The 21,191-nt window shown below is 43.1% G+C and carries 21 protein-coding genes; 1 reads left to right on the forward strand and 20 read right to left on the reverse strand.

Features of this window, described 5'->3' with window-relative positions; translation table 11 throughout:
• Positions 1-84: 84 nt before the first annotated feature.
• The gene (locus T320_RS09705; RefSeq protein WP_037355363.1) at positions 85-294 is read right to left on the reverse strand and encodes a hypothetical protein; all 210 of its coding nucleotides are present in this window, start codon (positions 292-294) and stop codon (positions 85-87) included.
• 162 nt (positions 295-456) lie between these two features.
• Between T320_RS09705 and T320_RS09710 the strand changes: the two genes are divergently transcribed.
• On the forward strand, positions 457-888 hold the full coding sequence (locus T320_RS09710; RefSeq protein ID WP_037355364.1) for a hypothetical protein: 432 nt from the start codon (positions 457-459) through the stop codon (positions 886-888).
• Between the two features lie 12 nt (positions 889-900).
• On the opposite strand, the gene T320_RS09715 is transcribed toward T320_RS09710, so the two are convergent.
• The 19 genes from T320_RS09715 to T320_RS09800 all read right to left on the reverse strand — a co-directional run bounded on the left by T320_RS09715 (position 901) and on the right by T320_RS09800 (position 20,660).
• Complete coding sequence (locus T320_RS09715) at positions 901-1,089, reverse strand: hypothetical protein (protein ID WP_037355366.1); 189 nt, start codon at positions 1,087-1,089, stop codon at positions 901-903.
• Entirely contained in the window at positions 1,086-2,585 is a 1,500-nt protein-coding gene (locus tag T320_RS09720) for a Y-family DNA polymerase (protein WP_037355367.1), read from the reverse strand. Before T320_RS09720 ends, T320_RS09715 begins: the two co-directional genes overlap by 4 nt.
• A gap of 100 nt (positions 2,586-2,685) precedes the next feature.
• Entirely contained in the window at positions 2,686-3,294 is a 609-nt protein-coding gene (locus T320_RS09725) for a phosphoribosylanthranilate isomerase (RefSeq protein ID WP_051608710.1), read from the reverse strand.
• Between the two features lie 119 nt (positions 3,295-3,413).
• Positions 3,414-4,382: a PD-(D/E)XK nuclease family protein gene (locus T320_RS09730; RefSeq protein WP_037355368.1), complete on the reverse strand. Its 969-nt coding sequence runs from the start codon at positions 4,380-4,382 to the stop codon at positions 3,414-3,416.
• A 110-nt stretch (positions 4,383-4,492) separates the two neighbouring features.
• A complete protein-coding gene (locus T320_RS14045; RefSeq protein WP_051608711.1) occupies positions 4,493-4,831 on the reverse strand; it encodes a helix-turn-helix domain-containing protein in 339 nt (112 codons plus the stop codon).
• Positions 4,832-4,965: 134 nt separating this feature from the next.
• Complete coding sequence (locus tag T320_RS14675; RefSeq protein WP_072024009.1) at positions 4,966-5,115, reverse strand: YvrJ family protein; 150 nt, start codon at positions 5,113-5,115, stop codon at positions 4,966-4,968.
• Positions 5,116-5,187: 72 nt separating this feature from the next.
• Positions 5,188-5,400, reverse strand: coding sequence for a DUF2922 family protein (locus T320_RS09740; RefSeq protein WP_037355369.1), 213 nt, complete (start codon positions 5,398-5,400; stop codon positions 5,188-5,190).
• Between the two features lie 13 nt (positions 5,401-5,413).
• Entirely contained in the window at positions 5,414-5,632 is a 219-nt protein-coding gene (locus T320_RS09745; protein ID WP_037355371.1) for a DUF1659 domain-containing protein, read from the reverse strand.
• A gap of 221 nt (positions 5,633-5,853) precedes the next feature.
• Positions 5,854-6,525 (reverse strand): hypothetical protein, encoded by a 672-nt coding sequence (locus tag T320_RS09750; protein WP_037355373.1) that lies wholly within the window; start codon positions 6,523-6,525, stop codon positions 5,854-5,856.
• Between the two features lie 54 nt (positions 6,526-6,579).
• Positions 6,580-8,442: a Z1 domain-containing protein gene (locus T320_RS09755; protein ID WP_037355375.1), complete on the reverse strand. Its 1,863-nt coding sequence runs from the start codon at positions 8,440-8,442 to the stop codon at positions 6,580-6,582.
• An 11-nt stretch (positions 8,443-8,453) separates the two neighbouring features.
• On the reverse strand, positions 8,454-9,632 hold the full coding sequence (locus T320_RS09760; protein ID WP_037355378.1) for a restriction endonuclease PLD domain-containing protein: 1,179 nt from the start codon (positions 9,630-9,632) through the stop codon (positions 8,454-8,456).
• Between the two features lie 422 nt (positions 9,633-10,054).
• Positions 10,055-10,489 carry a hypothetical protein gene (locus T320_RS09765; RefSeq protein WP_037355380.1) on the reverse strand — a complete coding sequence of 145 codons (435 nt, stop codon included), beginning with the start codon at positions 10,487-10,489 and terminating at the stop codon, positions 10,055-10,057.
• Between the two features lie 122 nt (positions 10,490-10,611).
• On the reverse strand, positions 10,612-11,106 hold the full coding sequence (locus tag T320_RS09770) for a hypothetical protein (RefSeq protein WP_037355383.1): 495 nt from the start codon (positions 11,104-11,106) through the stop codon (positions 10,612-10,614).
• Positions 11,107-11,108: 2 nt separating this feature from the next.
• Complete coding sequence (locus T320_RS14050) at positions 11,109-12,224, reverse strand: HIRAN domain-containing protein (RefSeq protein ID WP_051608712.1); 1,116 nt, start codon at positions 12,222-12,224, stop codon at positions 11,109-11,111.
• Positions 12,225-12,337: 113 nt separating this feature from the next.
• Entirely contained in the window at positions 12,338-13,738 is a 1,401-nt protein-coding gene (locus T320_RS09780) for a tetratricopeptide repeat protein (protein WP_037355386.1), read from the reverse strand.
• Between the two features lie 47 nt (positions 13,739-13,785).
• Entirely contained in the window at positions 13,786-15,237 is a 1,452-nt protein-coding gene (locus T320_RS09785) for a 3'-5' exonuclease (protein WP_037355388.1), read from the reverse strand.
• Positions 15,238-15,240: 3 nt separating this feature from the next.
• The gene (locus T320_RS09790) at positions 15,241-15,426 is read right to left on the reverse strand and encodes a hypothetical protein (RefSeq protein ID WP_037355390.1); all 186 of its coding nucleotides are present in this window, start codon (positions 15,424-15,426) and stop codon (positions 15,241-15,243) included.
• Between the two features lie 2 nt (positions 15,427-15,428).
• Entirely contained in the window at positions 15,429-17,912 is a 2,484-nt protein-coding gene (locus tag T320_RS09795; protein WP_037355392.1) for a PD-(D/E)XK nuclease family protein, read from the reverse strand.
• A complete protein-coding gene (locus tag T320_RS09800; RefSeq protein WP_231465904.1) occupies positions 17,913-20,660 on the reverse strand; it encodes a UvrD-helicase domain-containing protein in 2,748 nt (915 codons plus the stop codon).
• Positions 20,661-21,191: the final 531 nt, after the last annotated feature.

The following is a 21,191-nucleotide window of genomic DNA, read 5'->3' on the forward strand; positions in this document are numbered from 1 at the left end:
ATTTCACTTGAAGAAGTCCATGGGGATATTTCAATGACAAAAGCCGTTATCCTTCGATAACGGCTTGTCACGATATGCAACCTTTTAATGGGGCAAGGCCTGTTCCAGTCCAAAGCTCACCCGCAGGGCGACCATCCGGGCATCTGCAAGCGCAGTCTGATAGCCCTGTTCATACTGCTGCTTGGCGTAAGTGTCAACCAAATGAATAATCTCCTCCAGCTGCCCTTGCGTCCAAGGACTCATGGCATAGGCCTCCCCCAGCTTGCCACGTATTTCTGCATCCAAATTTCTCATACTTACCTCCGCAAAATCCAAACATATACATCAATAAAATATGCCTAAATCACCAACCATTATTTTTATCCAATTAAAGGAATACATTTTTCAAAGTCGAAGTATTATGTGTCTATAGTAAAGCCCCGCCCCATCATCTATCAACACTAGGAGGTTTCTAGCATGAAAAAATTATTACTATTTTTGACCTTACTGACATTTACTTCCATGACGGCTCCTGTATCAGCCACCCACTGGGTTCCCCTCTCCAGAGGAACCAATAATGTTCCGGCTGTTTTATTTGATACAGATTCCCTGCAGCAATCGGATAACACCCTTTACTTCTGGGAGAAAATCCAAAACTCTAAAGATAACTACCAGCTGCGCCTTGCCCGAGTCAACCTCACTGACTACACCTTTGCTGATGCCGAAATAGTTCAGCAAACTCCTGGCCAAAACAAAGTTTTCCTACATCCGGAATCTTGGACTGAATACGGCACCAGCCTTCATCCGCTACGGATGGTCTGGATGGATAAAGTTTTGTCCCAGCTGGGCAAAGCCCAAAAGATTCCTGCGGATATATCCCTTTCTCAGGTTACACCGCTAAACTTCTAATACCAGCAACCGTTAATAATTTATTCCCGCCTCATGTTCGCGGGCGGTCCTTTCCACCACTTCCGCATAGCCTGTCAAGGCCGCAAAGGGGGCAAACTGGGCCGCCCGCTTTATCATGGGCATACGCCGATGAAACTTCGGTTCCGGACGAGGTATATTGATTATTTCGGCATAATCCTCGATTTTTCTTGTTATGTTCATGCCTTGTGTCCTCCTATCTCACTGTTCCTTGCAATGGTACGGGCTTCTTTTTTGAGGTTGGCCGCCTTTAGAATGGCATTTTTGCCGAAACGGTGGCGGATGAAAAGCATAGCCTGCTGAAGGGATTTTTCCTTTTTTTCCGCCCGTTGGTCGGCTTCTTCCTGTTTGACTTGCTCCTCCAGATTATCAAAGAGATTGAACTGCACCACAGCTTCCTTTTGACAAGTCAGACTGTCCTCCAAGATGAGCCTGCCCGCTGTTACATTGATACGGCGGACAAGAAGCTCCGGCATTGTGATACGCTCATAAAGTGCCAGTGTTTCCCGCAGGATTTCGCGTGTAGATGAGGTATGACGTGGAAAACTAACCGTGCCATGAGCACTCTGGGGAACTTTGCGCCCATAATGGTCAATATGGACAGGCCCTGTATATCCTCTGGCGATATTTTCTATATCGTAGCCCACATCCAGCACAATCTGATTGGTCACCAGCCTTTTTTCCACAAGGTCAAGAATCAGCTGATCAGTCATTTCCCAGACGATAAGCCGTCCTTGTTCATGGGAGTACGGCTCATGCAAAACCTGCCCGCTCGAAAGACTGGTACTGGCGGGGCGGTAGGATTTAACCTGCTCAATATTGCAGGGTTCATATCCCCATGAATGGTCAATCAAAAGTTCAGCATTTACCCCAAAGGTTTTATACAATTTTTGCTCACCAAAGGGCAGCAGGGAATAACGAGCAATGTCACCCATAGAGTATAAGCCCATATCCACCAGTTTCCGTGCATAGCCTGCCCCCACCCGCCAAAAGTCAGTAAGCGGGGTATGCGCCCAGAGCTGCTGCCGATAACTCATTTCGTTAAGTTCTGCTATCCGCACCCCGTCCTTGTCCGGCTCCATATGTTTGGCTGTAATATCCATGGCCACCTTGGCCAGATACATATTGGTGCCGATTCCCGCCGTAGCTGTGATGCCGGTCTCCGCCAGCACCTCCCTCACCATCTTCATAGCCAGCTGGCGGGCGGTCAGCCGATAGGTATGCAGATATGGCGCAACGTTGATAAATACCTCATCAATGGAGTAAGGATGTATATCCAACTGTGAAATATAGCGCAGATACACACCATACACCCGCGCACTATACGCCATATAGAGTGCCATGCGGGGAGGCGCCACAATGTAGCTGATGGCAAGTTTTGGATTGTTCCCCAATTCCACTGCGTCAAAGGATTCCCCCACAAGCATTCTGCCTGGGGCATAGAAACGACGACAGCTATTGGCAAATCTGATTTTCTGCACCACCTCAAAAAGGCGCGCCCGCCCCGGCACCCCGTAGGCCTTAATAGCAGGAGTCGCAGCCAGACAGATAGTTTTCTCCGTTCTTGACTCATCCGCCACCACCAGATTGGTAGTCAGCGGATCAAGGCCCCGCTCCACGCATTCCACCGATGCATAGAAAGATTTTAGGTCAATAGCGATATAACTTGACTTTTCCATGATGACACCTACGCTATGTAAAACTTACTTACACATAGTGTAATACAAAAAGAAGCGGTTGACAAGTCAATTTTTTGACATGTCAACCGCTTTCCTGACATTATCGACTATAATTTTTATAAAGACAATCCGTCCGCCGCAGGAATGACTTTATTTTATAACGGCTCTTTTCGCCATAAGAATTAACACCCTCGCTCACGTCTACAGCGTAAGGATGCAGGGTATGCGCCACCTTCAATACATTTTCCCTGTCAATGTCACCGGCCACGATTACCGCCTTATGCATATGGGAAATGTCCTCGGCCAGCTTCTGGTTATGATAATCCTGTTCCCCTATATCCAGCAAAATGATTTCCGCAGGACACTCCTCTGCCCTTTTCACGGAAAAATAATGCTCATCATAGTAGTACCGCTTGATGACCGGGCGGTTCACCCTCCGGATAAATGCGTCGGACTCATTCCCATTGAGCTGCACATAGTCCAACCTCACCATGGATGCCACGTAGTTTACCCGATCCAAATCATCATCCGTGAAGATGCCAACTTTGCGCGTATAAGGCGTTTTCCAGGATAAAACCTCCGCCAGTTCAGGCTTCACAAAGTCCTTGTTGTCCACATCAAATACAAAGCTGATAAAATCTGCCCCATTGCGTTCCGCTATCTTGGCCGATATTAAGTCTTGAATCCCGGTAATCTTTGCTCTAATCACGACAAACCACACACCTTCAATAGGAATTAATACAATTATATTATAGCACTAAGTTTGTGTGATGTGTACATTAAAAGCAAAAATAGTAAAAATTTAGTCCATAGGTTGGATTATCTGCTTTATGCATTTTCTTCCGTAAAGAAATTCTGCACGTCCTGTAAAAACTTCGCCAACTCCACCATTCTGGAAACAGCAGTAAAACACTTGTCCAAATCATCCGCAGGGATATTATCAAAGCCATAGCGATAGCTTATCTTTGGCACATTGATACGCAGCGCCACAGATTTACCTGTTACCATAGCACATATATCCGTCATGCCATTGCGATTTAACCATCCGCATACGGCTTCCAATGCAGACAACCTGTCCTTTCCTCCTGTAAAAGTCAAATCCACTACCCCATCACTCATCTTATGATAGAGGACAACTTTTTCATAGGGATAACACGTCTGATAATCCGGCCAATACCCATTGGCAGTTTCTTTTGTCCGCATAATTAAGTGGGGAAAATGCTCCCTTTGATACTCCCGGTATTTGCGGAAAAAGCGATTGGCTTCTTCTTTAATCGTCACCTGGGGCGGCCTTTTTGCTTTGTCAATCGCCTGCATAACCTGCTGATAACGAATCGGACTCATGGTGTCCGTCCCCTTTTGAAAATAAGCCGCACATTCCTCATAGGAAACAAAGTGCTCATATTTTACAGCCTCATTATCTGTATCATAGTATTTCTGCGGGCATACGATAAACACGCGGTAATCAGCAAAAGTACCATCCTTCACCGCCTTTTCGCCGCGTTTCAGATAACGCTGGTGCTGCTCCGGCTGTGCCATGGCATCTATTTTATCCTCAATCAGCAAAGCATACTTCGTTTCCCCGTCCGTAAGAATAACCGTTATATCCGTTTCGCCTAAATCCGTCTCTGTATTGGATAATTCAGCATGAACAGCTGTCAGCCCCATGCTGCGCCAGTCCGTTTTGTCCAGAAACAACGCCAAAAAGCCGGCATCCGACAGCATGGCCTGCATCAGCAACACATCCATATCATGTTCGTAAACGGAACATAGAGAACAAGTAATCTTACCTTCCATCTGTTGACCTTCTTTCAAAATAATATATGATATCTACTTCACATAAAAAAAGCCGCCTTTTCGGCAGCTTCCAATTATGAAACAACATTTTTTAACGTCATCTCATCAACTTATTTCATTCTGCGCTTTGCCACCTTGATAACCGCATCAATAATGTCCTTTGTATGCTCATCCAGCTGCGGATATATATGGATAATCTTCTGCAGGCGTTTGTCCACTACGGGGGGGCATTTAGCCTGGGCGTTTCCTATAGCAGGAAAGAAATACTTTATATCCACATCCAGCGCCCGAGCCAAATTCTTCAAATCCTCCACACTGACCCCTTTGGTATATCCGCGTTCCCAGTTGGATATAACCTGGGAAGATTTGCCTATTTTCTCCCCCAGCTCCACCTGGGACATATTCAGTTCCTGCCGACGAGTCCTTATGTAATAACCTATGGTGTCCATGCATCCAACCTCCCGGATTCTTCTCTAATAAAAGTATACCATACAGCGGATATTTTGACTTGTCAATTTTCTCATAAATAGAAAACGGATTTGACAGTTCAATTTTTGACATGTCAAATCCGCTCGCCCACTTTTTATTTCTCCAGCCGTTTCAGCTCCTGTATGAGTTCCCCCAGCTTGTCGGTGAATTTATCCATGGACTTTTGAAAACTGGTCAACAGATAAAAGGTCACTACAATAGGGAAGCCCACGGCGGAAACGGCGGTCAAAATGGTCTGTTCCATAATGTCCTCCTCTCACCTATACGAAAAGCCCCAGCATCATGCCGGGGCTTTTGTCGGGTCAGGCCGCCCGCCTTACTGCAAAAGCGTTTCCTCTACGGTGCGGATAAAAGCCTTATCCAGCGCCTCCAGATGGTTTTCGTTCACAATCAAGGCATCCTTTTCGACCATTTCGGCAGCCGCTGCGGCTACTTCGGCCTTAGTCAGGTCATCCTTGGGGCTCGTGATGGAAACCGTGGTGTTCTTCCCGTTGCTCATTCTGAAATTCATTACCAGTGTCGCCTTCATTTTTCACCCCTCCTTAGCCTTCCTGCGCCAGCAGGCAGGAATCTACCCGGCCGATACCGTCCACAGGGAAAGATTGCAAATTGGAAAGCTTCTTGCCAATGGAAAGCAGGTCATCGTCGGCAATTTCCGGATTGACGTGCGCCAGATTCAGATAGCTGTGTCTATCCTTGCCCGTTTCATCACTGCCCGTAATGCGGGTAATCTGGAGCGTGGTTTTCTTGGTGTGTCGCATTTCTAGTCCCTCCTTAATCATACATGCAAAAAGGCCGCCGGATTGTCACCCTGCGGCCTTCTTGCGGAATGACAACCCAAATATATCTCGCGCCCGTCGGCGTAGATACCATAATTTTTGTCATTTCCGATATGTATTCAGTTAGGATGTTATAGGAAAGTATAGGAAAGTTCTTTCAGTTACTATAATATGGAGTTGACCGGTCAATTGCAAGAACTAAATTAATCATTTTCATTTAAATCTTGCCCTTCAACAAGATGAGTAGCTAAATATTCCCATATCAAAACGATTAACAATTCTTTTCTACGAGCTGCTGTAATCCTAATCCGCCTAGTTCCCATTGGTCTATAATCTTCATTCGGAGCTACAATATTGAAACGATCGGCAATCATTTCTATTCTTTCCAAAGGATAATTTAATAATCCACTTTTTATTTCTTCCTCAGTTAATCTATCTTCCGAAGATACAAATAATTGCCATTTCTCACGATATGTCTGTATATTATTTTTACTTATGTTTTTCCTTCCATAGATAACAGCAATATCAATAGGTAATATATAACAATCACCATTATTTTTATCAATGCATACAGCAAAATCACAGTCCTCGACGGATAACAAGCGTTCCTTATTAACACGCTTATCTATTTGAACCCCTGCTCTTTGACCATGAGTAAGCGAAAATTCATTATTACTACTTCCTTTTATTTCAATTCTATAGAGTGCTCTACCAGATAATATTGCTCCATCACATTCCATATCTCGCCACTCTTTAGATAAGCATGGAAAACCTGCTTGTTGTGCACGTCCAAAAAACAAATTTTCTGCAGCCGCCCCTGATAAACTTCTATAGCTTCCATCATTGATATTTCTAATATTTTTTTGCCATGCCATAATATAATTCCTCCATTTATTGCTACATAAATTTTATTTTGCTCTAATTATTTATTAGTCTTCATCTACATCATAATATGCGGCTTCATCGGGCAGCTTGATATTGGGCACCCATACTTTGCGGCCTTCCCAGCCTTTATCCTTGTTGCCGGTCATTTTATACATGGTCAACACGACTTTATCCGTGATGCTGGCGCCAAGGTTCCAGTCATCCGGGGACAGCAAGGCGCGGCCGCCGCGTTTGATATCGCGTTCCCGGCGGACAATGAGCACGCCCTGCGCGGTGGGATTCTGCGCGCTGAATGCGTCCATAAAGCCTTTGAATGCCTCCAACGGGAAGTCTTCGGTGGTGATGTAGTCCAGCACCCGCCGCATGACACGGAGATTGGCCTGATAGGTGTCCTTCTTATCATCAAAGGGAGCCAGCAGTTTGTCGATGGCTTCAATATCTGTATTGTCCACAATCTGTGGGAAGAAGTTTTTGCCGCCCGGGATGATGTTGACGCGTTTTTTGTCCAGCACGTTGGCACGGGTGGGCTTAATGCCGCCCGCATAGAACAAGTGTATCTTAGGCAGCCCTTTTTCAATCTGGGCGATAAGTGCGTTATTGGTGGCGTTTATTTCCGTGAACAGGTCAAAGAGCTGGCCGTCAATATAGAGCCGGATAAGGCCGGGGTCACGGTCATAACCGAACATTCTGCTGTGCTGCCACATGGTATCAGCCTGCGGATTCTTGGAAGTGCGGGTGTAGTAGACCGTAGCCAGCCCCGGGAAGGTTACACCCCGTCCCAGCGTATTGCCGCCAATCACAATATTTGACCCTTGGCTGTATTCGCTGCTGTCCACTTCATTTTTGCCGTTCAGAATATTGACGGACACTTTTTGACCCGTCAATAATTCCCGCACATACGCCATTACCTCATCCAGCGGGCGGGCGTCGGATTTCTGCGGAATTGACTGGTCATACATGGCCTTAAAGGCTTCCTGTATTTTTGACTGGTCAAAGTCAGCCGTCAAGCGGGCAAGTATCTTTTCCGCCTCATTTGCATACTGATTATGAGAGGCCACCCGGACACTGGGATGGATCATAAAGTTGCAGACGGGCTTTCCGGCAAGAAGCATCTGGGCAGAAGCAATGAGGTGATGAATAACGGCCTCCTGCAATGCATCATCCTCGCTTGGTATATCGTCAAGGAGCCGGATACAGGGTGGAATATCGGCGTTGACGGGGAAGAAGAAATCTCCGCCCATATAAGCCTTGCCCGGTTTGAAGTAATGGGTAAACAGCGGTTTCCAGCCCGTGGCCTCAGCTTGCAGGAATAATGCCTGCGGCGTGCCGGTCACTTGCAGATACAAGCTGCTGGAAGCGTCATTTTTGATAGAGTTCAGATACTTGTTAATAGACGATACATCCTGCTGATTGACCTTTGTATTCAGTGAGGCCGCATCCGCTTCATCATCCACGATAAAAAGCGGATTGCCCAGCATGAAGTCCGTGGAATGGAACACCGTGTCCCACAGTTTCAGCATACGAGCGTTCTTTTTGAGCACGACAATGGCGGGCTGTTCCAGATTGCTGTCCACAAAGAGGCGGCTGTCGTTTTCCCCGCATATGCAGAAACCTTCCAAGTCCTCCTTTACCCGCTGGAGGGTTTGCTGCTGGAGCACCACATTGTCGGTGGTCAGAAGCAGGAAAACAGGAAAGCCAAGGTCAGCAGCCTTGCACATGATGCCGAACATCTGCCCGGTCTTGCCGGACTGGACATTGCCAAGCAGAAGGCCGATTTCATGGCTGACAAAATCGAAATTATTTAGGTGCTGGCTGCCGACTTCTTCGGCAGTTTTGCTTACCGATTCTGCCAATGCTTCGTTGCCACGGGCTTTGATTTTATTGATATATGTTTCAAGATACCCCATGCCTGTACTCCTTATGCTTCATCATTATTACTCTGCTCAAAGGACAGAAGCCAAACATCCAGTTCCGTGCGAATAACTTCGCCTTCATCGTTTTCGCATACGTCAACGGCCTTCTGGTCTGTTTTAGAAAGAATGAGGGTATTACGACCATAAGCCGCCAGCATTTCCTGCGTAATCATGCCGGAGCGGTCTTCATCTTCCTGCGTATTATTGACAGGTTTTACCAAGCCTGCGGCAGCGAGCCGACCTTTCAGCCAGCGGCCAATCAAGAGTTCATTGCCCACCGCGCTGAACTGCTTGTTCCCGTCACTGGTGGTATGCGCCTTGAACCAGTAACCGTCATCCGTAACCACAAAGAAGGGCTTGTTTTTTTCCGGATAGCCCTCCATAGTGGTAATGCTCTTGCTGACCGTCAGCTGGATTTCATACCAATCACGGGGCTTGCGGGCGGAACGCGGGGCAGCATAGGCCACGTTAATATTGGATTTTGTATAGTGCTTGCCGTCATCCATAAAGCGTTCAGCTGCCGCCGGTACTTTCAGCGGAAGTTCAAAGGAAACCTGCGTCTTGTGCTTGTCGTAAAGCTCCACGCTGTTAGGCGGCAGCTGGGAGACTTCCTGCACGCCGTTCAGGGCCATATTCTTTTCTGCGATTAAGGTCATTCCCTGCACCTGCTGAATGGGCTGGGAACATTTTGGCTGCCATAGTTCATCCACGAACTGCGCCAGCGCAGCCACTTCCTCCGGATTATCCGTCATGGCGGATAATTCATACTGGCGGCGGTTCGTAGCCTCCAGCTTGATGGCACCTAAATTGTGCGAACCGATAAAGGCGCTGAAGGGCTGGCCATCCTTATAGAACACATAGACTTTGCCATGGTACTTGAAGGGGCGGACAAGGTGTATTTCGCCCTGACCGTCAGCCTGCCATTTATCCGCCAGCTCCATAGCCGTGCGGTACATTCCTTCCGGCATCCCTTCGATAAAGTACATGCCTAAGTTTACACGCACCTGATTGAGAGACGTTTCCTGCAAGTTCTTGTCCAGTTCCAGCAGGGCACCTTTGGAGGCGTAGCCTGTGGCAACATCCAGCCGGTCAGCTTCGCCCAGCGACTTAGCCAAAGCATCCAAGAAGGATTGCTCCCCTGGCTTTACCCGCAGCGGCAGGATGTTAGAGTATAGTAAGTGCATTGTCATTCCTCCCGATTTGTTTTCATACCTATAATATTAGCACACCCCAACAGAATTGAAATGCAAAAATCATCCTAATTTATATAGGCATTTTTACTTTTCACTCACAATATCCTATTTATGTGTTAAAGTAAAATATCTACCTCAACCTCTTACTAGGAGAATCCCACAGTAACGAATTCGGCGAAAAGTACGTGTAAAAGTATATAGTATTCCCATCAATCAAAATGAGCCTGACCACATTATAGATTGTCAAGCTCATCTTTATTTGTGATTCTGCTAATTTGCATAAACTATGTAATATTTAAAAATATACACTATTTCACCCATACAAGCCACAAACAGGAGCGACTAAAATCTGCCGCTCCTATATTTATTAATTCGCTTTCTTTATACATATAATTAAGTAAAGCGAATTATTATTATGAAATGTAATCGTCTATTCCTTTTTTATACATATCCATTGCTGCTAAGTAGCATTTTACAACATGATTACGAATTTCAATTAACTCATAAACATTAAATTGAGGATTTGATGTTGAATTTTTCGCATATATTTTATCTCCATCTTCTATCAAAACGCAATCTTTTGCCACTGCCATATAGTGGAACGATGACGGATCATCTTCATTACCTCCTAGATTAAAAAACACCTGAGCTACAGAAGGAAGACCATTATTATAAGTCATTTCGCCAACATCATATGGCATAATAAAATTACATTCTGTTATTGCGCTATCAACTTTACTGATATCTCCCGTATCAACTAGTTCAGAAGTCAACATCAAAAACTCTTCGATTTTAGACTTAGATAAACTAACCGTAGTATAGAAATCAATTTGTTTTTTTGTAAACATTTTACACCATTCCTTCTAAATAATATATAATTTTAATTAAATATGAATCTAATCAGTTTCAGTCAATGTACTCATCTAAAAACAGTTTTAAGTTGCACAATTTAGCATAAGCGCAGGTTATTCTATGATAGTCGACAAATGTAACCATTCACCTCCTTTACAAATTCTTTATAAACATATTCGGCCACAAATAGGAAGTCAGCGAGCGTGTAAACATAAAATTTCTCGTTCATCTCACTTGTAGCAAAACAGTTATACCTAACTATTATATGTTTATTTTCAAAAAAAATAGGCATACTATATTTTCTTAATATGTTGCTTTCACGTATCTTTTCTAAGAAAGCATAAATTGGCACATCAGTCAAAGCACCATCATTAATACCAAACTGAGCCATTAAGTTAACTATTATTTTATTATTATCAAGATAGGAATTATTTACTGTGCAATACTCAATTTGCATAATAATAGATACAGTAAAGTTTTCCGTAACATCATGTTCAAATGTAATAAATATTATACCAGGTTCATCATCTGTTATTATATGAACATCATGTTCTTTATTCTCTATAAACTCAACTAGATTAGGTAAGTACTTAATTTGATTATATGAATGCACCTTTATCCTCCTTTATTTTTTAACTTCCAGTTGATATTATTATCAGACGATATTTTCTTTTGTGCATTTACACAATACGAAATAAATTGCTTTAAACCATCAAGCATAATCGAATATGAAAAAAAAGGCGTCCTTTCATCAAATAAAGTTACATCTATATCACAAAGACTATTTTCAAATGTATGAAACCTATAAGATGCATCTATATTAATCCAATAATATTTATCAGAAACCGAGTCTTCAAACAACATATCTTTCCTAAACGATGAGTAAAATCCACACTCAATTTGAATATCATTCATCGCTTTATCTAAATAATTAAAGAAATCACTTTCTTCCTTATAATGACCTCCATTAAATTGAACGATTTTGCGTATAGTGAATGATATACTGCTTAATTTCCCTTCTTCGATCAACTCTATATTCAAGTATGAATCAAATGGTATTGTCTCTGGAAATTCAAGTTCTGCTACATATCTTCCATATTTATTAGAATCAGTAACTCTACCTCTAAATCCATTAAAATTTAGTATTTCAACAAATTCATAAAAACTATCAACACCATTAGGTCTATCAACTTCATAATTTAATAATCCATCCCAAATAGATATGTCATACGAATCGAGACTAGACGTGTTTTTTTGTCTTTTAAGTATTATTTTTATTCTTGCACCATAGTTATATCCGTTTCCACCATATACATCCATCACTGTACCAGATATAAAATAACCAGCGTCCATATGCGGTGCTACTTGAGATGCTACACCAGCTGGCAAATATCCTAGCTGAACACTCGCACAATATACAGCAACCGCATTGTGATCATATAAGTTATTAGGTTCTCGAACCAATGCTACATCTTGACCTATTTGTAATTTTTTTACAGCATTTTGACGATTTTCATATGTTACGCCAGCAATTTTTGTGGTTATTATTGTCTCTTTTTCACTATAGCTCGTGTCCTTTTGGGAAAGATTTTGCCGATTGACACAATAATCACTATACACTTCTTCAGCAAAAATCGCTTCATCAATCATACGTTCGTATTCTTCTTCATATTCGTCCGGATCACCGTAATCTTCGTAGTCATCTTCCCCATCAAAGCCATTATAATCCATTTTTTCACTTCCTTAATAAAAATCCAATAAAAACTAACTGATTCCAAATAGTCGTCATCATTGCGCTTGCATTGTAGAAATTAATCTACATACATATGGCGGAGAATATATAGTTAATTATATGGTTCCCATGATTTCCCATGATACTGCATTAATCGTTCATAAATTTCATCAGCTTTATTTTTATCTTGGGAGCACCCCCAGCCATGATAATACATCATCCCCATATTATACAAGGCGTTTTCATAAAAGTGCGCTCTCTCTTTAACAGCCATATCATACCATTTCATAGCTTCTTTATAATTCTTACCTATACCAGGAAGATCATTATAATACAGGTCACCCAACTCTTTATAATGGTGTGATAAATCATCATCATAATGATTATTAACTTCCTCTAGATATCCTTTCAAAGCCTTTTTGAACCAAATTGCAGCAGTATTATCATTCTTAGTTACGCCGTACCAACCACGCTGATACGTACTTCCCATATTATACTGTGCTACCAAGCAACCATTATTTGCAGCTTGTTCTTCCCAATAAATTCGCTCGTCATAATCGTTCATTTGTTCAGATAAACGATGCTGTGCTTCAGGATATCCTAATCTTGCAGCTTTTTTCCAGCACATGATAGCATCCTTAATATATTCATCGCTATAATCCATTAAATATAAATCATAATATGCATTTCCTTCTTGATAATACAACACTGCATCATTATTTTGATTTTTTTCTTTTGCCGTATTAATGGCCATAACGTACAATCTTCTAGCCGTTTCATCATCTTTATCTATTCCATAATGACCATACTCATATGCTGCACCGAGTTTGCGCAATGCATCAACATCGCCTTTGCTGGCCAACAACCTATATTGATTAAATAAATAAGCCTCTACATTTAAAGGCATAAACCTGCAAATTCCTTCCTGCTTTTCACCTTGCAGTTTTCTATATGTTGATTCCAATTCTTTTATAGAGCATCTTAGTTCTTCTATACTCATGTTAGTTTTGGGTAAATTTTCAAATACATCTAACCTATAATCAAAAATATCCCCAGATATATACGCCTCTTTAATATAGTCTGTCACACTAGGAATCATCGAAATGAAATTCTCCATTTCGATAAACATAGCATCATTCAGCCTTTCAAAAAATATTTGTATCAAATCTTGAACAGCTTTTCCATTAAACATCCACGAGCCTATTATTGTCATAACAAATGCATCACTGAGTATTTTATCTTTATATTGCTCTGGATGCAACACTATATGCATTGAGTCCATGATTTGAACTTTTCCATCAACACTTAAATATTTAGGGACAGAAAAAATAATGTCAATTGCATCATCTTTAGTCAAACCTCCTTGTTTTCTGTTGGTGTCCTTTATCTTCTTCACCAAAACAGGAAAAAGCGAATCCATTTTTGCATGTATTTCCGGTCCAGGTAATTGAACACCTTTGACAACCAAATAATCTATCACCTTATTTATAATATCTTTATTATATGCTTGCATAATAGCAATATACCTCCTTAGCAACTTCGAATATCTAGTTATTGATCCTATTTCACTTCCATTAATGTCTCATCCAAATCCTCAATCAAAGGACTCGGCTCACCATCAACGCCGTCCACAGTAAACATATAGAGCATATCTCTTGCCCTTGTCATGCCCACATACATCAAACTGCGTGCTTCATTCATTAAATCCTCTATTGAATCATCATCATCACCAGCAGCATACTTGGTATAAGGAAATATCCCATCATCTACAAAAGGCATAATTACATAATTAAACTCCAACCCCTTGGATGAATGATATTTAACTACTTTTACGCCCGGCTCCAGAACTTTATACTCATTATTTTTTTCTATCAACTGATAGGGGATTGATGCTGTATTCAACCATGCCTGAATCTTACTGATATACGTCTTATCCCTTCCCAGCAGGGCAATCGTACTTTCCGGCTTATTGCTCCGGATTTCCCTTATCAGGGTAATAATGTCTTCCTGTTCCTGGCGATGAGAACTTTCATATATCAGCTGTGGCAATGGCCCTTCCCGCTTCGGTAGTTCAGGAATCGTAAAATCATCCGCATCATAGCGTTTAATTTCTGTGTTCGCTTCTGTCAGGCTGTTGGCCAAAGCTGCAATTTGTCTTGTGTTACGATGCGTACCCTGCAATTTTTTAGAAGCCTGGCCACGAATTTCAATGCCCGCTTCTTTCCATGTAAACCCGGTTTTATAGATTTTTTGAGCAAAGTCTGCTGATACCGTTATCGACACACGTGCCAAAGACTTGGCTATAATCATCTTGCTCAAAGTCAAATCCTGTGCCTCATCCACTAATACAAAGTCATACTGGCAGTATTCAGGAATTACTTTTTTTGCCAATTCTTCCGCGACAACATCAAATGTCCTGGCGTTTTTTAATCTTAATTTCTCATAAAAGTTTTCATAAACATCATAGATTATACGTCTGTCATCCTTAGTTACACGAGTTGCGCCCCGTCCCTTACGTACACAGCTTTCATAGTCAGAAAAATTTTTCATCAGATGCTGCTTCATCCATTTTATCTCATCCATGAGAAATTCCCGTTTTTCTTTTTTGAAAAATCTGCTGCCGGAATATTGTTTTTCCAACTCCGATACCACATCATTAAGCTCACGGGTATAATTGTTATATACGCCATAAGTGCTGTGTCCTATTATTTTTTTATACAGTGCCAGGATTTCACTGTCCAAGGTGCTGACCTTGATATCATGGGCTGCCTCTGCACCGCCTTTTTCTAATACCTCATGCGTATATTCAACCAGAGAATTTGCAAACGTGAATACCGCAATCTTCGCTCTTTTCCCTTTTGCCTTGGTTTTTTCATAAATCTGGAGAGCACGGTTAATGATGACCAGACTCTTTCCAGAGCCTGCCACCCCTTGTACAATCAAATCCCTGTGAGAAGCAAAGTCTACACACTCTTTTTGTTTTTCTGTCAACATATCTTTTGTTACTTTCATAAATTAATCCCGTCCAAAAAAAGCATCTAATTCATCATCCAAATCAAAATCTTCATCCATAATTGGATTTATTTTTTCGCCCCCGGCATCCACAAACAAAGCACGTCCGCGCCCTTCAACGGTAAGGTCAGATGGCTGCCAGTACCGGGCAAATTTCTCCCATAGAGATATTTTTAATGAGGTACTCATTTTTAAGCATCTCCTTTGACAAAACAATATGCCTTGTGCGGGCAGTAAGTACACATCTTTTCCTTGCTTTCAGAAGTGATCGTTCCTCCCTGCAGATAGGTATTCACTGTATCTATGGACAAATACTGCAAATAATGCCTTTTTAGGGTATATTCCTTATCTGCCAAAGACTGACGTTCCTGAGCCAATACATCCGTTTTATACCGTTTGGCAAAATCCAGCCGTTCCTGACGCTCTGCTTCATTGAAGGCAGGGTAAGCCGCAAATACCTGTTCTGCAGCTGTTTCATAGCTGCAGGAAGCCATATCCGCCATCAGCGAAATCAGCACAGCAATATAAAACTGCATCTGAAACGTACTGGAAAAGACAGGATGTGAAGCCAGAATATAATCATAGAAAAGCCGCCAGCTTTCATTCGGACAGAAGGCTGTATCCATCTTGATTTCCGTCGGCCAGATTTTTTCCTCGGATGCCAGCACGGCCATAGCCTGACTGGTCAATTTACAGTCATCGCCAGCATAAGCAGCCTCTTCCGGAAGTTCTTTCAGCATCTGCTTTTCATCTTCAATGGTCAGGCTGTATGCTTCCTTCAGCTGCAAGAGATATACCGATGGATTCAGTTCCTTATCATTTAAAATCTCCATCCAGGAAAATTCCACATTTTCCAGCTGGTTGGCCACATGAAAAAGGTAACGGTTCCCCAGCAGGGCATTATCCATGCAGTGCTGGTAGTCTCTGCAGCGTGCCGCGACCTCATTCCGGCTGGTCAATGATTCAATATATCCCTTGGTCAGCGGCCACGGATAAGGGCGGCTCTGTCCCGGCATATTCTGAGAATCACAGCCGCAGACCATAAACTTTTTACCCGGATGCAACAGCTGCGCACTTTCTATATCCGAAAGGCCGCGGGCCGGACCGAAGACCTCTTCATCCGGGATAGCCTCTTCATCCTCCAGCTTTCCTCCGAGGAAGAAACTCATGGCCTCTGCTAATCCTGCAGGTCGGCATTCTGTAATATGCCGGGGAGTGCCCTGAAGACGCTCCAGCATTATTCTAAGCACCGCAGCCTCTTCTTCATAAAGCAATTCCTGGGGCGCTTTATCCTGTAACATTTTATAGACTTTGCGGAAATGCTCTTTCAAATCAAGCGTATCCCCGCCAGCAAACAGCATTTGTGCATCTTCCATCATGTGCTTGATTGCTGCCATAAGTTCAGCCAGACGGGCATCGGAAACAGTGAAAGCTCCTAAATTGTGAAAAGGATTTGTTACCACTTCCCGCCAGCGCTCCAGATTTTCACCTGCAGCATTTTCAAAGAGCGGCATAATCTTCTGTTTAACTTCCTGAAGCCTGTCCATTGCCGTCTGCCATTCATCGACAGTACGGCATGCACGGAAATAGTCCTGCACCATATCATAAGTGCTGAGCAGCTTTTTGCTGTCTTCATATCTGCTGCCAGCCCAGCCTGTAGAAAGACAAACCCGTACATTATCCGGTTCAAGCACCAGCCCTGTCTCATCATCCCACATATTATACAGGGACAGCAGATAGCGGCCCACCGGGTAAGCCAGCAACTGGGATTTTTCCGCCCGCTCAGGAAAGAATGTTTCCAGGATTTCCTTGATCTGCCTGCTCATTACGGCATAAATAACGGTATCACCGGCCTTGACCTTTTCCAGCTTTCGTACCATAGCAAAGGCATCCCGATATTTGACAATACGGCGTTTCTTTTCTGCACTGCCTGCAGGCAAAACCTCCTCATCTGCCCAGCGTACAACCATCTTTTCCTGGAAACGCGGATTCTTCTCCCAGATTTCGTAGTAAACAGGTTCCTCATCATCCATATTATTCAGGAAATATACCGGTATATTCAGCTGCCGGAACGCATTTATCAGCCGCGACTGCAAAGGGGTTATATAATAAAATCCCTGAAAGTATACCGCGCGGGGAACACCTATCGCTCTGCCGGTCGTCCGCATCACATTTTCCGTGAGTTCCTTTTTAAAGGAAGCAGCTTCTTCCCACCTGCTCAGCCTTTTTTGCAGGATTCCCACGCCGCTTCTTCCATCGGCGGCAAAATCCCGATAAATCCGTTGAAAAAGTTTCTGCTCAAAGCTTTCTACTGGCAGCATGGCCGGCTCAGCCCCAATTTCTAAAAGTGCCGAGATGCTGGCAATAAGATCCGATTTATTGTTATACATAGCCCGGAAGGCATTTTCCAATCCTGCATCTTTGGATTCTGCCTCCATGGCGCGAATTATTTCGTCCAGCAGAATGAACTGCTCCAGCTTGCGGGTATTTTCATACCACTCAGGCAGGAGAACACGCATAACCATATTGACTTCCATCACCTGCGTATTCACGCCATTTTTACGAAAAGCCTCTGCCATCTGTTGGTTCGCGGTAATGACCAGACCATTATATGCAATTGCGCCATTGACCAAGGATCGTGCATATTTATATTTTATAATAACCGGCTTCTGCAATTACTTGACCTCCTGACAGTTCTGCACATACTCTTCCCAAGTGTTTTCCTTCGGTTCACGGGAAATGATACAGATAAGATTTTCAATGGTTCTCGTCATGGCCACATACAATATACGGGCTTCTTCGCGGCGGGCTGCCTGCTGTTCATCTGCCGTCATATTTTCATAACAGTCATTTTTGCGAAGCTTTCCCCTATGCTGGAATGCCCAGCCAACATTGAGCTGTTCATCTTTTTCTTCCGTGATGAAGCCCTTGAATTTATCATAATCTTCGTCCTGAAAGAACGGATTATTCATATAAGGCAGTATAACCGTTTCAAACTCCAAGCCTTTCGCCTTATGAACGGTCATTACCTCTACCAGACATTTGCCCTCTTCCGGCTCCTTATCCGGATAAACACAGTCCTCCGACCTGTCTGTCTGTATCTTATTTTCCAGAAAAGCAAACACGCCCAGCAGGGAAGCATATTCCCCGGTGAAATTTTCATAGAGAATGCGCATCAGCTTATTGAGATTCAGCAGATAACAATCGACATCATAATCTGCATCCGCACTATGCCCATACAAAGGGAAGTTATTGCGGCGCAGGCTTGTATAGCGTTCCAAAGGCCGCAACTGATCAAAAAGCCCATCCAGCATGGGGAAGAACGGTTCCACCCGCAGCCGTTTCAAAATGCTCTGCCAGCCATCTTTGGCTAAGAGTCCTTCTAAATAAGCACGCACGGCTTCTTCATCACCCTGCATCCGGGCGAGTTTCTCCCCATCCGGCACCATGGCTGTATAAGGAGTCAGCAGCAAATTATACAAGCGGCGAGTGTCTTCTGGATAAAGCAGGGCCCCCAGCAATGCATACAAATCCCGCACCGGCTCGCTGCGGTAAAAGCCACCGCTGAGCTTAGCCCTGCAGGAGATTCCTTCCGCTCTGCACATTTCAGCAACTTTCGCCACCTGATTATTGGTTCTGGTCAGCACGCAGATATGCTTGGATTTCGGTCTCCATTTCTGAATTTCCGGGATAATCGCTGCATCATTTCTTCTGCATTTAACTTTTTGCAGACTTCCCCTGCTCTCAATACAGGGCATAACACTGCCATCCCAGACCAACAGGCCACTATCGCCCCATTGCTTAAAGAGATTATTCATCACATTCATAATCCCGGCAGCTGTACGATAGTTTTTCTTCAATACCGCTGTGCAGATATGCTCCTCTGGTACGCCATTCTGTTTTAGGCATTTTTGCAGTTCATCAAAAGCAGATTCCTCGGCCCCACGGAAACGATAAATACTCTGTTTGACATCTCCCACCACAAAGAGCTGACAGCCCATCATCTTCTGCAGCCACGCGGCACTGCGAATCTGGCTGTTATCTGTATCCTGGAATTCATCAATAAACAGAAAGCGGAACTTTTCCTGCCGCATAACAAAATCTTCACTACGGGTCAAGGCATCCATATCCGCCTTGATATCGTTTATGGTATAGGCATTATGCTTTTTCTTGAACAACTGATAGCGTTTTTCTGCTTCTACGATAATGCGCTGAAGGTTTTCGTTGATAATGCTGTCCTGCTTATCTGCTGCAGTACCAAAACGCATTCCTTCTATGGCTTCCTCAAAATATCCCCGGGAATGCAGTTTTTCCCACATGTTAAATGCCTTGTCAACATACTCATGAATGGGCATGACATTGGCATCCAAAAAAGTTTGGTGATTCTGCTGCTTGAAAAAATCGTTGACAATTTCTCCTAAAATTCGTTTGCGCTCATAAATAAAGCTCTTAATAGAAGAATCCGTACCGTATCCAAGCACGCTGCCATCATTTTTCAGCACCGTATAAAAGAAACTGTCAATGGTGGATATCTGCATCTGGCTGAGTTCTTCCATAACCTCATACCAATGCTGTTTATGCGTCAAATCGAACATGGCCATAGCCCGCTTCTGAAGCTTGCCAATCATACTGGCAGTGGCCTTATTGGTAAAGGTAATCATGGCAATGTCAGCCGGACGAAGATTTTTGACTGTGGCCAGCAGAAACATAATACGGTCAATCATGACTGTAGTCTTGCCCGTACCAGCCGCTGCCTTGACAATGAGCATATCCTTGGTATTGAAATGCTCTATATCATACTGTTCATGATTGAAAACCTTATTAAGCGGAAGCTGGCACAACTTTTCAAAATCCCGCTGCTGTTGACTGTTTCTTACACCGTCATAAATCGTAAGCGCCGGTACATCACTGCTTGTTACAACATAAAGCTGGAAAAAACTGCGGTCATATTTTTTCTCCAAATCAGCAAAGATAACGGCCTGCTTTTCATCCACAAATAACAGACACTTTATTCCTGCCTGGATATATTCCTCTATTTTTGACTTGTCATATTTCAAAATGTCAGCGCCTGCCAGCAGCAATGAATACTTCATAGGAAGCTCATCCTTCTTCTGTACCAGCTTCTTCTTTGTCTCTGGGCAGTTTCCAGGCGGAACGTAGCTTTCCAAAGTAAACGCCTGTTCATTTTTAATTCTAGAAGCCAGCTGCTCCCAATCCTTATCCATATCCTTTATAGGCATAGCAAAATTAGACGTGGCCAGCCCGACATTTGTATTGGGCAGATTTTCACCACGTCTTATTGTCAATAATTTGCTATTTTCCTCAGTAAGTTCCCGCGTATCTACAAATCCAGCCAGCTCAATTTTGCAGGCACTGCTCCCATCCTTAACGATTTTTGACATGTCAGTGCCTAATTTTGTCATCACAAAAAAATGGGGCAGCTGTCCAGCATCCGCTCTGAACTGCAGTTTGCTCCAGTCAATTAAGAAAAATTTTCCCGTGGATTTTGTGCATTTGACGTCAACAGACCAATCTTTATAACATATATCTGCTATATCCCATTCTCCACGCGGTGTTACTGACCAGTCCAGTTCAACATGTACACCACAATTGGACAGCCATTTTTGAACAGCTGTCTCTCCCAGCTTGCCAATAAAGGTGTCTGAGACTATCTTTTCAAGCTTGCGCTCCGTCAACTCCTTATTATCAAACTCATTAGGCTTTTGATTAGGTGCTGCTTTTTGGGCAAACTCCCAGCATGCGTTTACTGTAGAACCTTCAATAATTATATCCACACTGAACAATCCCGTCTTTAATGATATCTTAATGATATCTTAATGATATTTTAAGTATTTTTTAATATTCCTCTAACATAATATCATATACTATTGTATAACACAATAAATTACCATCAATTATTCAAGCTTATTGTAAAAGTTCGTCCCCCTATTTCC

Origin of the sequence: Selenomonas sp. FC4001, from assembly GCF_000701565.1 — a bacterium.
Taxonomy (GTDB): Bacteria; Bacillota; Negativicutes; order Selenomonadales; family Selenomonadaceae; genus Selenomonas_A; species Selenomonas_A ruminantium_B.